Source organism: Dactylosporangium cerinum (assembly GCF_042653625.1).
Lineage (GTDB): Bacteria > Actinomycetota > Actinomycetes > Mycobacteriales > Micromonosporaceae > Dactylosporangium > Dactylosporangium cerinum.
This window is the reverse complement of sequence record NZ_JBHSIU010000041.1, coordinates 643,468-655,843: the sequence shown is the minus strand read 5'-3', so window position 1 is coordinate 655,843 and position 12,376 is coordinate 643,468. Positions and strand designations below refer to the sequence as shown.

At 72.0% G+C, this 12,376-nt stretch carries 15 protein-coding genes; 6 read left to right on the top strand and 9 right to left on the bottom strand.

From position 1 onward, the window contains the following. Positions 1-86: 86 nt before the first annotated feature. Positions 87-587 carry a SigE family RNA polymerase sigma factor gene (locus tag ACFPIJ_RS32125; protein ID WP_380120534.1) on the top strand — a complete coding sequence of 167 codons (501 nt, stop codon included), beginning with the start codon at positions 87-89 and terminating at the stop codon, positions 585-587. Further along, the gene (locus ACFPIJ_RS32120; protein ID WP_380120532.1) at positions 584-1,681 is read left to right on the top strand and encodes a TolB-like translocation protein; all 1,098 of its coding nucleotides are present in this window, start codon (positions 584-586) and stop codon (positions 1,679-1,681) included. Before ACFPIJ_RS32125 ends, ACFPIJ_RS32120 begins: the two co-directional genes overlap by 4 nt. 44 nt (positions 1,682-1,725) lie before the next feature. On the opposite strand, the gene fxsT is transcribed toward ACFPIJ_RS32120, so the two are convergent. Beyond that, entirely contained in the window at positions 1,726-4,089 is a 2,364-nt protein-coding gene (fxsT, locus tag ACFPIJ_RS32115; protein WP_380120530.1) for an FxSxx-COOH system tetratricopeptide repeat protein, read from the bottom strand. Continuing rightward, a complete protein-coding gene (locus ACFPIJ_RS32110; protein WP_380120528.1) occupies positions 4,086-4,544 on the bottom strand; it encodes a hypothetical protein in 459 nt (152 codons plus the stop codon). Before ACFPIJ_RS32110 ends, fxsT begins: the two co-directional genes overlap by 4 nt. 171 nt (positions 4,545-4,715) lie before the next feature. Between ACFPIJ_RS32110 and ACFPIJ_RS32105 the strand changes: the two genes are divergently transcribed. Both ACFPIJ_RS32105 and ACFPIJ_RS32100 read left to right on the top strand, forming a co-directional pair. Further along, positions 4,716-5,657 carry a GIY-YIG nuclease family protein gene (locus ACFPIJ_RS32105; protein WP_380120526.1) on the top strand — a complete coding sequence of 314 codons (942 nt, stop codon included), beginning with the start codon at positions 4,716-4,718 and terminating at the stop codon, positions 5,655-5,657. Further along, on the top strand, positions 5,650-7,113 hold the full coding sequence (locus tag ACFPIJ_RS32100; protein ID WP_380120524.1) for a phenylacetate--CoA ligase family protein: 1,464 nt from the start codon (positions 5,650-5,652) through the stop codon (positions 7,111-7,113). The genes ACFPIJ_RS32105 and ACFPIJ_RS32100 overlap by 8 nt, the downstream gene beginning before the upstream one ends. Here the strand turns inward: ACFPIJ_RS32100 and ACFPIJ_RS32095 are convergent. Then, complete coding sequence (locus ACFPIJ_RS32095; RefSeq protein WP_380120522.1) at positions 7,092-7,490, bottom strand: hypothetical protein; 399 nt, start codon at positions 7,488-7,490, stop codon at positions 7,092-7,094. The genes ACFPIJ_RS32100 and ACFPIJ_RS32095 overlap by 22 nt on opposite strands. Before the next feature lie 150 nt (positions 7,491-7,640). Further along, positions 7,641-8,516, bottom strand: coding sequence for a sigma-70 family RNA polymerase sigma factor (locus ACFPIJ_RS32090; protein WP_380120520.1), 876 nt, complete (start codon positions 8,514-8,516; stop codon positions 7,641-7,643). 87 nt (positions 8,517-8,603) lie between these two features. Between ACFPIJ_RS32090 and ACFPIJ_RS32085 the strand changes: the two genes are divergently transcribed. Beyond that, positions 8,604-9,062 (top strand): carboxymuconolactone decarboxylase family protein, encoded by a 459-nt coding sequence (locus ACFPIJ_RS32085; protein ID WP_380120518.1) that lies wholly within the window; start codon positions 8,604-8,606, stop codon positions 9,060-9,062. Positions 9,063-9,152: 90 nt separating this feature from the next. Here the strand turns inward: ACFPIJ_RS32085 and ACFPIJ_RS32080 are convergent, their stop codons facing one another. The 4 genes from ACFPIJ_RS32080 to ACFPIJ_RS32065 all read right to left on the bottom strand — a co-directional run bounded on the left by ACFPIJ_RS32080 (position 9,153) and on the right by ACFPIJ_RS32065 (position 11,217). Then, positions 9,153-9,446: a hypothetical protein gene (locus tag ACFPIJ_RS32080; RefSeq protein ID WP_380120516.1), complete on the bottom strand. Its 294-nt coding sequence runs from the start codon at positions 9,444-9,446 to the stop codon at positions 9,153-9,155. 44 nt (positions 9,447-9,490) lie between these two features. After that, positions 9,491-10,120 (bottom strand): hypothetical protein, encoded by a 630-nt coding sequence (locus tag ACFPIJ_RS32075; protein WP_380120515.1) that lies wholly within the window; start codon positions 10,118-10,120, stop codon positions 9,491-9,493. A 25-nt stretch (positions 10,121-10,145) separates the two neighbouring features. Further along, positions 10,146-10,403 carry a PspC domain-containing protein gene (locus ACFPIJ_RS32070; protein WP_380120513.1) on the bottom strand — a complete coding sequence of 86 codons (258 nt, stop codon included), beginning with the start codon at positions 10,401-10,403 and terminating at the stop codon, positions 10,146-10,148. Positions 10,404-10,485: 82 nt separating this feature from the next. Next, positions 10,486-11,217 carry a VOC family protein gene (locus ACFPIJ_RS32065; protein ID WP_380120511.1) on the bottom strand — a complete coding sequence of 244 codons (732 nt, stop codon included), beginning with the start codon at positions 11,215-11,217 and terminating at the stop codon, positions 10,486-10,488. A gap of 35 nt (positions 11,218-11,252) precedes the next feature. On the opposite strand from ACFPIJ_RS32065, the gene ACFPIJ_RS32060 reads away from it, so the two are divergent. Continuing rightward, positions 11,253-11,726, top strand: coding sequence for a molybdenum cofactor biosysynthesis protein (locus ACFPIJ_RS32060; protein ID WP_380120509.1), 474 nt, complete (start codon positions 11,253-11,255; stop codon positions 11,724-11,726). A gap of 16 nt (positions 11,727-11,742) precedes the next feature. Here ACFPIJ_RS32060 and ACFPIJ_RS32055 read toward each other — a convergent pair whose 3' ends face one another. Continuing rightward, positions 11,743-12,363, bottom strand: a complete 621-nt coding sequence (locus ACFPIJ_RS32055; RefSeq protein WP_380120507.1) for a TetR/AcrR family transcriptional regulator — start codon at positions 12,361-12,363, stop codon at positions 11,743-11,745. Positions 12,364-12,376: the final 13 nt, after the last annotated feature.

Here is a 12,376-nt window from a genome sequence, read left to right as displayed (position 1 = left end):
CGTGCACGGCAAGGGCGGCCGAACTTTTCCCGGGGCGTGTGCAAGGTTGTCGGGCCGGTGGGCGTACTGATGGAGGGAGGTTGCGTATGGATGGCGGGGCCGCACGGGAGTTCACCGAGTTCGTCTCGGCGCGGGGGCGGGCGTTGCTGCGGACGGCGCACGCGCTCACGGGCAGTCAGCACGCGGCCGAGGACCTCGTGCAGACGGCCCTGGCGAAGGCGTTGCTGCGTTGGTCACGGCTGCACGGCGACGCCGAGCCGTACGTGCGCCGCATCATGTACAACGAGTACGTCTCGTGGTGGCGGTGGCGGAAACGGCGCGCCGAGGTGCTCACCGCGGACCCGCCCGAACGCGGCACCCCCACCGGTGAGGACACCGCCCTGCGGGTCGCCGTCCGGGCCGCCCTCGGCACGCTCCCACCGCGGCAGCGGGCCGTGCTGGTGCTGCGGTACCTCGAGGATCTCAGCGAACGCGAGGTCGCCGACCTGCTCGGGGTGTCGCCCGGGACGGTCGCCAGCCAGGCGTCGCGTGCGCTGGCCACCTTGCGCGGCAGGATGCCGGAGCTCGACGGAGTGGAGGCACGGTGACCAACCAGGATCTCGACCGCATCGTCCGCGACGTGCTGGAGGACCTCGCCGGTGAGTCCCGGCCGGCGCCGCTGCTCGACGGCTCGTTCCGGCGCGCCCGGCACATCCGCCGGCGGCGCGCGGCCGCCACCATCGCAGCAGCGGCGGTGCTGGCCGTGCTCGCGGTGCCGGCCCTCACGCACCGCACCAGTGCGCCCGAGCCGGCGCGGCCCTCGCCGACCGCGGTCCGGGTGTCGCCCACCAGCAGCGCCACGCCGCTGCCGGTCCTGCCGGTCACCGGCACCCCGGCCCGCGTCGACCTGCCCGACGGGTTCACGGTCACCGCCATCGGCGTCAACGGCGACGGGCCGCTGTGGATCTACAACCGGGACAGCGGCACCTACGTCGCGACGCCGTATGCCTACGCGTCGGTGGCGCGCAGCGGTACCCACGCCGTCGTGCAGACCCGCAGCGGCAACCTCGACCTGTACCTGATCGATCTGCACGACCTGACCGCGCGGCCGTTGTCGAAGCTGGACAGCGTGTCCGGGCAGATGTGGAGCCGGGACGGGCGGACCGTGCTGGACGGCAGCGCGACCCCGGGCTGGTTGCACCTGATCGACGTGGGTACGGGGGAGCGGCGCGACGTGCTGTTCCGGGCGCCGCAGGCCGGCTGCGACGACACCGGCGGCTGCGGCCCGGCGTGGTTCCGGGGCGAGGACGCCGTCACCGTCGCGGTGTTCGACCCGGCCACCGGCAAGCAGACCGGCGTCCAGGTCATCTCCGCCACGACCGGCGCGACGATCCAGACGCTGCCGGTCAAGGGGTACGTCGCCGGCGCCTGCAGCTGGTCGACCGACGGCCGCTACGTCGTGACCGAGATGCGCCCCGAGACCGGCGACACCTGGCTCGAGATCGTCGAGGCGTCCACCGGGAAGCGCACCGTCCGGCTACCGGCGATGGCGAACGCCAACCCGGACGCGCTGTGCTGGACGTCGCCGACCCGCCTGCTCGTCGTGGACGGCGCCACCGTCAGGGCCTTCGCCCCGGACGGCACGCCCGGGCAGCAGGTCACCGTCCCGGACGCCGACTGGGTCACCATCGGCCCCCGATGAGCCTTCCTTGATCATTACCGGGTGACGACATTGGCGGAGCGGTATCAGTCCGGTGAGTGCCGGCAGGCCCGGGACGAGCTGGTGGCGGCGCCGGCCGGGTTCCCGGCCTTTTCCCGCCAATCGGCGAGGTTGTGGCGGGTGGTCAGGGTTTCTGGGTGGTCTGGGCCGAGGACTCGCACATAGTCGTCGAGCAGCCGTTCGAAGGCCTTGGCGGCGCCGGCCGGGTCCCCGGCGTGCCCCCACCAGTAGGCGAGGTTGTGGCGGGTGTTCAGGGTGGCCCAGTGGTCCGGGCCGAGGACTCGCAGGGAGTCGTCGAGCAGCTGTTCGAATGCGGTGGCGGCGCCGGCCGGGTCCCCGGCGTGCCCCCGCCAAGAGGCGAGGTAGTGGCGGGTGGTCAGGGTTTCGGGGTGGTCCGGGCCGAGGACCCGCAGATGGTCGTCGAGCAGTTGGGCGAATGCGGTGGCGGCGCCGGCGGGGTCTCCGGCCTCCCCCCGCCACCGGGCGAGGTTGCTGCGGGTGGCGAGGGTGTCGGGGTGGTCCGGGCCGAGGACCCGCAGTCTGTCGTCGAGCAGTTGGGTGAAGGCGGTGGCGGCGCCGGCCAGGTCCCCGGCCTCCCCCCGCCACCGGGCGAGGTTGCTGCGGGTGGTCAGGGTGTCGGGATGGTCCGGGCCGAGGACCCGCAGTCTGTCGTCGAGCAACTGGGTGAAGGCGGTGGCGGCGCCGGCCGGGTCCCCAGCGTGCCCCCGCCACCGGGCGAGGTTGTGGCGGGTGGCGAGGGTGTCGGGGTGGTCCGGGCCGAGGACCCGCAGTCTGTCGTCGAGCAACTGGGTGAAGGCGGTGGCGGCGCCGGCCAGGTCCCCGGCCTCCCCCCGCCAGGCGGCGAGGTGGTAGCGGGTTGCCAGGGTGTCGGGGTGGTCCGGGCCGAGATGGTCTGCGGCGATGCTGTGCAGGTGCTGGTAATAGTCGCGGGCGGCGGTGACAAGCCCGGTGTTGCCGAGGCTGGCGCCGGTACGGAACAGCACGGGGTGGGCGTCCTCGGTGGTGGTCCACAGGTGCCGACCGGTGTGCTGGTGCAGGATGATGGTGTTGGCGCGCAAGGGTTGGGCGGCGGTGGCGTCAGGTTCGTGGCTGGGCCACAGTTCGGCGATGGCGTCGGCGGCGGTGACCGCGACACTGTGCTGGTACTCGGCCGGGGTGCTCTCGCGAACAACACGTTGCAGCAGTGCGTGCACCCGGACCATGCCAGCATCGATGGTCGCCGGGGTGTCGGACGGGTGGCCGGCCGCCGGGGTGTCGGCAGGCGGAGCGATGCTGACGAGGCTGAGGCGGCGCAATGCGCGCAGGGCGTCGTGGGCGTCCTCGGCGTCGACAGATACTGGACCGCGGCTGGTGCAGTAGGCGGTGACAGCTGTGGTGGTGAACAGCTGCGCAGGGATGCCATTGGGGTCCAGCAGCGCAGCGAGCTGCAGCAGCAGACCGGCGGTGCCGGTGGTGGCGGCGTCGGCGAGGTCGATCGACAGGGCCCAGGTATCCGCGACCGCGGTCTTCTGATCATCGGGGAGCACGTTCGGGCGCATGGCGTGCAGCCGGCGACGGGTCAGCCGGCGACGGTAGTCGGCGCAGGTGAGGTCCTGGTCGATGATGTAGGCGGCGGCCTGCGCCAACGCGAGGGGGAGCCAGCCCAGATCCTCGGCGAGTTCGGCAGCCTGGTCGAGGCGATGCGGCCGGTCGCCGAGCTTGCCTTGCAGGTAGGCGACGGCCTCGGCCGGGGTGAACAGGTCGACGTTGATCAGCGCCCGGCCAGCCAGGAGCGCTGCGTCGCGGCGGCGGGCCGTCACCACGGTGCGGCCGCTGCCGGTGACCGGCGGCCACAGCCCACGAAGGTCCGCAGGATCGGTGAGGTCGTCCAGCACGATCAGCCACCGCCGGTCGGTGCTAGCCAGCCATGCCAGCAGCCGTTCAGCGCCTTGTTCGGGGTCGGGGTCCTCGACACCGGTGACATCCGTAGCGGTCTGGGCGTAGCGTGCCAGCACTGCGGTCCGCGAAGTCGCGGTCACCCAGACCAGCAGCTCCACCCGTTGCTGCTGCCACCAGGCGTGTGCCAGACCTGCTGCGAGCTGTGTCTTGCCCACCCCACCCAGTCCGGACAGCACCTGACCCACCACCGCGGCACCGCCACCGGCCACGAACGCGGCGTCCAGAGCGACGTCGGCGGAGCGACGCAACCGGCCGGCCGCAATGGGCGGGACCACCCCGACCCGGTGTGGCCACCGCACCGGGGTCCGACCGCTGACCGTGACCGAGCCGATGGACCCGGCCACGATGCCGTAGACGTCACGGGCCGTGGTTCCGTGTCCGGTGGTGGGGTGGTCGGCAACGCCGGTGCCGGGGACGGCTGACCCTGTCACGCCCCCGGCGGCGCTGGGGGGCTGGGGACCTGCCCATAGGAGATGTGCACCGGCCCGGTCATCGTCCCACCGGTCGCGCCGTAATTGGTATCCACGTGCACGGTGTGGTCCCCGACCTGCACACCGGTCGAGTTCCGGGCGTCGACCTGGTACCTGCCGGCGGCAGCACCGTCCGGGTCGGCTACTTCGAGCAATGCTCGGGCCGCGGCCAGCACCTGCGCGTCGCGATCCGCTCCCGCCCCAGCCAGTGCGTCGGCGAGTTGGGTCTGCCAGACGCCGGGCTCGGCCTCGACCGTGTCCAGCACCGCATCCGAGCGGCCCTGCCGGGTCAGCACCCGGCGTACCACGTTCCGCAGACCGGTGTAGGCGTCCAGGACCGCGGCCTGCGCCGCAGCCGTCGTCCCGGCTGCCGCACCGGCTGTCAACGCGGCCAGGATCAGCTCAATCTCTGACACAAAGATCACCTTCCGTCAACAGACCGACCGATTGTGTCACCATCTCCAAAAGATCGTCATCGACGCCCACGGCTTCCCCGGTTGGCCGGAAAAGGTGGCGCTCCTGCGGAGAGATCGCCGTCCTGCGGGAGGGTCTGCAGTCGATCTGGCCACCTCCGTAGAATGCCGCGGGTGAGCACGCCTCGAACGGCGGCGGCCAGCCTGCCGAACCTGCCCGGCGTGTACCGGTTCCGCGACGAGCGCGGCCGGGTGCTGTACGTCGGCCGGGCCACCGAGCTGCGGTCCCGGGTCGGCTCCTACTGGACGAACCTGAAGGGCCGGCGGCACCTCACCAGGATGGTGGCGCAGATCGTGCAGGTCGAGGCGGTCGTGTGCGACTCCGTCCACGAGGCGGCCTGGCTGGAGCGCAACCTGCTGGAACGCGCCAAGCCACGCTGGAACCGGGTCCGTGGCGGCCTGGAGGTGCCGATCTACCTGCGGATCGACCGCAAGGGCGGGGTGCCGCGGCTCGTCGTCGACTACGGGCCGTTCGGCCCCGACCGGCCCGACGACGTGTTCGGACCGTACCTCGGCGGGACGCAAGCGCGGCTGGCGCTGGCGGGGCTGGGGCGGGTGCTGCCGCTCGGGTACACCGACGAACGGCTCACCGGCGCCGCACGGGACATGGCCCGCATCCGCGGCGTCGACGCAACCGACCGCGACACGTTCCTCGCCACGACCATCGCGACACTGCGGCGCGAGCCGGACGCGGTCGAAGCCGTGCGGGAGCGGCTCATCCAGCATCGGGACCGGGCGTCGGCCGGCCTCGCCTTCGAGTTCGCCGAGAAGATCCAGCAGGAGATCGAGGCGATCGACTGGCTCGTCGCCGAGCAGAAGGCGACCGTCATCACCGATCCGGACAGCGACGTGTACGGCTGGGCCGACGACCTCCTGGTCCGCTTCGAGATCCGGGGCGGGCGCCTGTCCACCTGGACGCAACGCGACTGCCGGCAGGCCAACGCGAAGCGGTTCCTGGAGAAGACCCCGGACGGGTGGCGGCCGTTCGCGGACCGCAGCGCCGAACTCGCCAGCCGATTGCGCAATGCACATGAACGGAGCGTCCACAGTGGATGAGAAGGTCCTCGACGGGCTGCGGGACTTCTACGCCGCGCCGCTGCTCAGTACACCGGGCGACGGCGCCGAGGCGGCATTGCGGCTGTTCCAGGACGTCGCCGCGACCGTGCCCGCATATCAGGCGTTCCTGCGGGACCACGGCGTCGACCCGGCGACGGCCGACTTCTCGCAGCTGCCGCTGCTGACGAAGGCCGACTATCACCGCAGGTATCCACTGCCGGAGCTGTGCCGTGGCGGCACCCTCGACGGCGCAGAGACGGTCGCGGTGTCGTCCGGGTCGTCGGGGCAGCCGACCGTGTGGCCGCGCTCCGTGCTGGACGAGCTGGTCGTCGCCCGCCGGTTCGAGCAGGCCCTCGTCGGCAGCTTCCGCGCAGACCGGCGGCGGACCCTGGTCGTGGTCTGCTTCGCGCTGGGCTCCTGGGTCGGTGGCATGTACACCGCCGCCGCCTGCCGCCACCTGGCCGCCAAGGGCCACCCGATCACGGTGGCGACCCCCGGCAACAACGTCGATGAGATCCTGCGCGTGGTCCAGGAGCTCGGGCCGCACTTCGAGCAGGTCGTCCTGGCCGGCTACCCGCCGTTCGTGAAGAACGTCGTGGACGCCGGCCGGCAGCGCGGCGTGGACTGGCCCCGGTACTCGATCCGGCTCCTGCTCGCCGGTGAGGTGTTCAGCGAGGAGTGGCGCACGCTCGTCGGCGCCCGCGCCGGGATGACCGACCCGCTGGCGGACTCCGTCTCGCTCTACGGCACCGCCGACGCCGGGGTCCTCGGCACCGAGACGCCGCTGAGCGTCGCGATCCGCCGGTTCCTCGCCGGGCGCCCCGACGCCGCCCGCGAACTGTTCGGCGACCCGCGGCTGCCGACGCTCGTGCAGTACGACCCGGCGACCCGCTACTTCGAGACCCACGAGGGGACGCTGCTGTTCACCGGCGACGGCGGGATCCCGCTGATCCGCTACCACATCGCCGACGAGGGCGGGCTGATCTCGCACGACGCCCTGCTGGCGTTCTGCCGCGACCACGGCTTCGACCCGGCCGCCGGTCTCGACGGCCCGGCGGCCCCGCACCTGCCGTTCGTCTGGGTCTTCGGCCGCTCCCTGTTCACGGTCTCCTACTTCGGTGCCAACATCTACCCGGAGAACGTGACGGTCGCGCTGGAACGCGACGGCATCAGCGACTGGGTGACGGGCAAGTTCGTCCTGCAGGTCGTCTCAGACAGCGACGAGGAACGCCATCTGTCCATTGTGGCCGAACTCGCCCCCGGCATCACCGAGGAGCCCACCCACGCACCGCTGCTTGCTGGCGCGATCCGGGCGGAGCTGGTGCGGCTCAACAGCGAGTTCGCCAACTACGTGCCGGCCGGATATCAGACACCACAGGTGCAGCTGCGGGCCACCGGCGACCCCGACTACTTCCCGCCGCAGGTCAAACACCGCTACACGCGGCCCGGCCCCTGAACGCGTTGCTGGATCGTCCACAGCAGCAGATTGGCGTCGCCGGCCAGGGAATTGAACCGGATGTTGCGGCCCTTGCGGACCACGACGACGGCCCGCAGCCCGGAGCCCAGCCACACGGCCAGGTCGCCGCTGCGGGTGACGCCGATCTCGCGCACCCCGGCAACCTGATCCCACGGCACGAACCGGTCGCCGCGCGAGGTGTGGTGCAGCAGCCCGTCGTCGCCGACGTCGAACCGCTCGCCCGGCCGCAGCACGCTCTGCGCCAGCCGCACCACGCCGAAGAACAGCGCCACCAGCCCGACCCCGAGCACCAGGCCGGGCAGCGGACTGAACCCGCCTTTCCCGGCGTCGGCGATGTACGCGATGCTGATCGTCACGCCGATCCAGGTGACCACGGCCCCGGCCGCGGTGAAGCCGATGCCCTGCCGCAGCCGCCGACCGGTGTCGACCTGGAACGTCCGCTCAATCTCATCGATACGTCGACGGTACCAGCCCCATTCTGGCTGCCGCTCCGGGACGCTGGCGGTTCACGCCGGGTTCGGCAGGTCGATGAGCGCGAGCCTGGCCGGGTCGATCAGCGCGGTGATCTCGGTGATGCGGCCGTCGGCGACGGTGAAGGCGAGCAGGGACAGCGGGGTGCCGTCCTCGTTCCACGAGATGACACCGGGGCGGCCGTTGACGGTCGCGGCATGCCCTCGCGCTGCATTGGCGGCCACTCGGGCGCGGGTGGCGACTTCGGTGGCTCCGAGCACGACGAACTGACCGTCCGGCGTGTCGACGGTGAACTTCACTTCGGGGTGGAGCACTTCCAGCAGACGCTCGAACCGGCCCTCGCGGGCCGCGGCCAGGAATGCCCCGACCACCTCGCGGTGCCGCTGCCGGTCGCTTGCCGGCTGCCGCGCGGCCTGCACCTTCCGGCGGGCGCGGCTGGTGAGCATCTTGGTCGCGTCGGTGGATCTGCCAAGGATGATGCCGATCTCCGCATGGGAGACGGCGAACACGTCGTGCAGCACGAACGCCAGCCGCTCGTCGGGGCGCAGCGAGTCCAGGACCGTCAACAGCGCCAGGCCCACCGAGTCACCCAGCGCCACAAGCTCGTCCGGAGCCGGATCGCTGTCGAGCGTCACGGTGAATTCGGACGGCCGGTCGTCGAGCGGGACGGTCTGGCGCGTGCGGCCCGAGCGGAGGAGATCAAGGCTGATGCGGCCGACCACCGTGGTCAGCCAGCCGCCGAGGTTGTCGATGGTGTCGGTGTCCTGGCGGGACAGCCGCAGCCACGCCTCCTGGACCGCGTCGTCCGCGTCGGCGTGCGAGCCGAGCACACGGTAGGCGACGGCCGTGAGCCGGTCGCGGTGCGCCTCGAAGGCCTCGGCGATCGGGTCGGCCGGATGGGTGCCGGACATGGTGTTACCTCCCTGGAAGCTGCTCCGTCATTGGGGTGACGGGCAACAGCCCCTCAACGTAACCCCGACCATGGAGAGCACCCTGCCATGCAGAACCGACTGAAGCACAAGAACACCGACAATCCCGACGTGTGGCAAGCAATCGGGCACCTGCACAAGGCGATCGCCGCCGGGGGTGTCGATCCGAAGCTGCTCGCGCTGATCCATCTGCGTGCCAGCCAGATCAACAGCTGCTCGGCGTGCGTCTACGCCAGTGTCGCCGGCGGGAAGAAGGCCGGTGACACCGATGAGCGGCTGCACAACGTGGCGGCCTGGCGCGAGGCGCCGTTCTACACCGATGCGGAGCGCGCGGCACTGGCGCTGACCGAGGCCGCCACCCGGCTGCAGGACGGCGCGGAGGGGGTCACGGACGAGATCTGGGAAGAGGTCAACGCCCATTTCAGTGAGGAGCAGATCGGTGCGATCAACCTGGAGATCGCGCTGACCAACTTCTTCAACCGGATCAACCGCACCATCAAGGAACCGGCCGGCCAGACCTGGGGCTGAGCCTTGACGACGCGGGCCCGTCGAAGGAACCCGACAGGCCCGCGTCGCGGAAGGGACGGACCCTGCCCACCTGCTACAGCCGTCGATCGGTTATCGGGGCCCGATGGTGACCCAGGCGCCGACGTCGAACCGCTCGCCCGGCCGCAGCACGCTCTGCGCCAGCCGCACCACGCCGAAGAACAGCGCCACCAGCCCGACCCCGAGCACCAGGCCGGGCAGCGGACTGAACCCGCCTTTCCCGGCGTCGGCGATGTACGCGATGCTGATCGTCACGCCGATCCAGGTGACCACGGCCCCGGCCGCGGTGAAGCCGATGCCCTGCCGCAGCCGCCGACCGGTGTCGACCTGGAAGGGCGTGCTCGATCCGCCTGTGCTCCACGACACCTCGCATCGTTACCGACGTCGATGTGGCGAAGGTGTCACCCGGGTCAGAGGCGCACGACCACCATGTCCCACTGGCCGTTCTGGTCCTCCCACGAGGCGACGACCGTGCCGCGCGGGGCGTGCGCCTCCTCGTCGGCGCCGAAGTACGTGATCCCCGTGGTGCCGTCGCCGCAGCACCAGCGCAGGTGCGCGCGCAGCTCCTCGTCGACCCCGGCCTCGGCGAGCGCCTCGTCCCACTCCTCGTCGGCGTCGTCGTCGAACGCGAAGAGGTCCTCCGGGCCGTCGCCGACCTGGGTGGCGGCCCGCATCGCGTCGAAGAGGGAGCCGTCGGAGGCGAGCCGGATGTACCCGACGCGCCAGCCGTCCGGCGGCGGCAGCGGCAGGTCACGGCCCTCGACGGGCTCGTACGCCGGTGGCACGTCGAACAGCGAGCCCGCCGCGTCGATGCGCAGCGGCCCCTCGTCGTGCATCCCCAGGTGCTGGTTGACCAACACCGTGTCGCCCCGCAACACCGCCGGGTCGAGCCAGTCGGGGAGCCGGTCCAGCTCGGCCTCACGGATGAAGTTGCCCCACGCGTAGGTGGCGTAGGTCGCGTCCGGCGGGTAACTCGACAGCGGCGCGCCGAGCAGGACCTCGAACGCGGGCGCCAGCCGGGCGCGCCATTCCTCAGACATGCCCGCCGATCTTAGTCGGCGCTTCTCAGTCAGCGCTCGAGGCCCACACCGACGAGGGCGGCGCGACGGTCACCGGCTCGGCCGGCATGATGATCCAGAGGATCGGGTACACCAGGATCTGGCTGCCGGGGATCAACAGCAGCACCAGGATGAACAGCAACCTCGCCGGCCACGGGTCGATGCCGAAGCGCCGTCCGAGCCCGGCACACACCCCGCCGAGCACCCGGCCCTGCGCCGGCCGGACCAGGCCCTGTTGTCGCATCGACTGGTACACGGTCTCCATCGTCTTGCTCCTTCACGCTTGTTCCTTGTGCTTCAAGCGTGCCGCAGCGGGACCCCCGCCGGCATCAGGGGACGCCCCTGAGTCAGCCCGGAGCGAGGAGGCAGAACTCGTTGCCCTCCGGGTCGGTGAGGACCGTCCACGAGATCTCGCCCGCGTCGACGACGGCGGCGCCGAGCGCCCGTAGCCTGGCCGCTTCGGCCGCGGCGTCGTCGCCCGGATACGGCCGGACGTCGAGATGGACCCGGTTCCAGCCGGTCTTCACGTCCGGGGTGCGCACGAACCGCAGGTACGGGCCCACGCCCTTGGCGGAGCGCAGCACCGCCTCGTGGTCGGTCACCTCGTGCACGGTCCAGTCCGTGGCCTCGCCCCAGAAGCGGGCCATGGCGCGCGGGTCCGCGCAGTCGACCACGACCGCGGCGATCGGCCCGGTGTCCCGGTGCGGCGGCCGCGGGTCCAGCACGCAGAACTCGTTGCCCTCCGGGTCGGCCAGGACCGTCCAGGGGACGTCGCCCTGCCCCACGTCGGCGGGGGTCGCGCCGAGGTCCCGCAGGCGCGCGACGAGCTCCGCCTGGTGGGCCGCCGAGGTGGTGGCGAGGTCGACGTGCACGCGGTTCTTCACCGCCTTGGGCTCCGCGGAGGCGACGAGGTCGATGCAGACGGCGACGGGGTCGGGGTAGACGAACCCCGGGGGCTCGAGGTTGGTCACGCCGGGCCCCTCGCTGGACAGCTCCCAGCCGAGCACCGCCGCCCAGAAGCCGCCCAGCGCGGTGTCGTGGAGAGCCTTCATGTTGATCTGCACCAGCCGCGTCGCCATGCCGGCGATGCTACGGCGGTGGCAGACTTCCTGGGGTGCCCGAGATCGTGGAGTTGCTGGCCTCGCCGTCGCACCGGTACGTGGGGCGCCCCGCCGACGGGCCGTTGCCGGCGCCGGTGGGGGAGCTCGTCGAGGAGATCCGGATCAGAGCCGGTCTCGGCATCGTGGGCGACCGGTACTTCGGCAAGCCCGCGCACCGGGAGGCCAGCGTGACCGTCATCGCGCGCGAGTCGTTGCCGGCCGGGGCGGGCCTCGCCGCGGTGCGCCGCAACATCCTGGTCGCCGGGCTCGCCGTCGACGACCTCGTCGGCGCGGTGCTGACCCTGGACTCCGGCGCCGGCCCGGTCCGGCTGCGGGTCCGGCGGGCCGCCCACCCGTGCGCGTGGATGGACGTGACCGTCGGCCCGGGCGCGTGGAAGGCGTTGCGCGGCAAGGGCGGCGTGCGCTGCGAACCGCTCGACGACGGCGTGCTGCGCCTCGGCCCGGTGACCGCGACCGTCGAGCGCTGAACGCGGGTCGCGATCGTCAGGTGCCGGAACCGGCCGGACCGTGCGCGCGGCCCCGGGCCGTCGCCGCGTCCAGGAGCACTTCCGCCATCGCCCGGGCCTGCCGGACCGGGCCGTCGACGCCCAGCGCCTGCACCGACGCGTTCATCCCCTCGATGAGGAGTGCCAGCCGGTCGGCGAGCGCGTCGGGGTCGTCGACGGGCTCGACCTCGGCCAGATGCCGGACCAGCCCGTGCACCCGCTCGCGGACCCAGGCCTTCATGGCCACCGCCCGGCGGTGGGCCGGCAGCTCCTTGTCGGGGAACTCGCCGATGGTCATCAGGAACGCGCACCCGCGGCACGTGTCGGGCTGCAAGGACTCGAAGATCTTGTCGAACAGGTCGAGGATCTGCTGCCGCGGCGGCTGCGCGCCCGGCTCGGTGGCGCCGGTGAACCACGTGCGGAAGCCCTGATCGACGTGGTCGACGTAGGCGTCCACCAGGCCGTCCTTGGACCCGAACAGCCGATACAGCGTGGTCGGCGCGACCCCGGCCGCGGCGGCCACCGTGTCGACACCGGTGGCCCTGATGCCGTGCCAGTAGAACAGATCGTGCGTCACCTGCAGCAGGTGCTCGCGGGTTTCGGAGCCGGACCGCCGCATCGTGTCCCCCTTG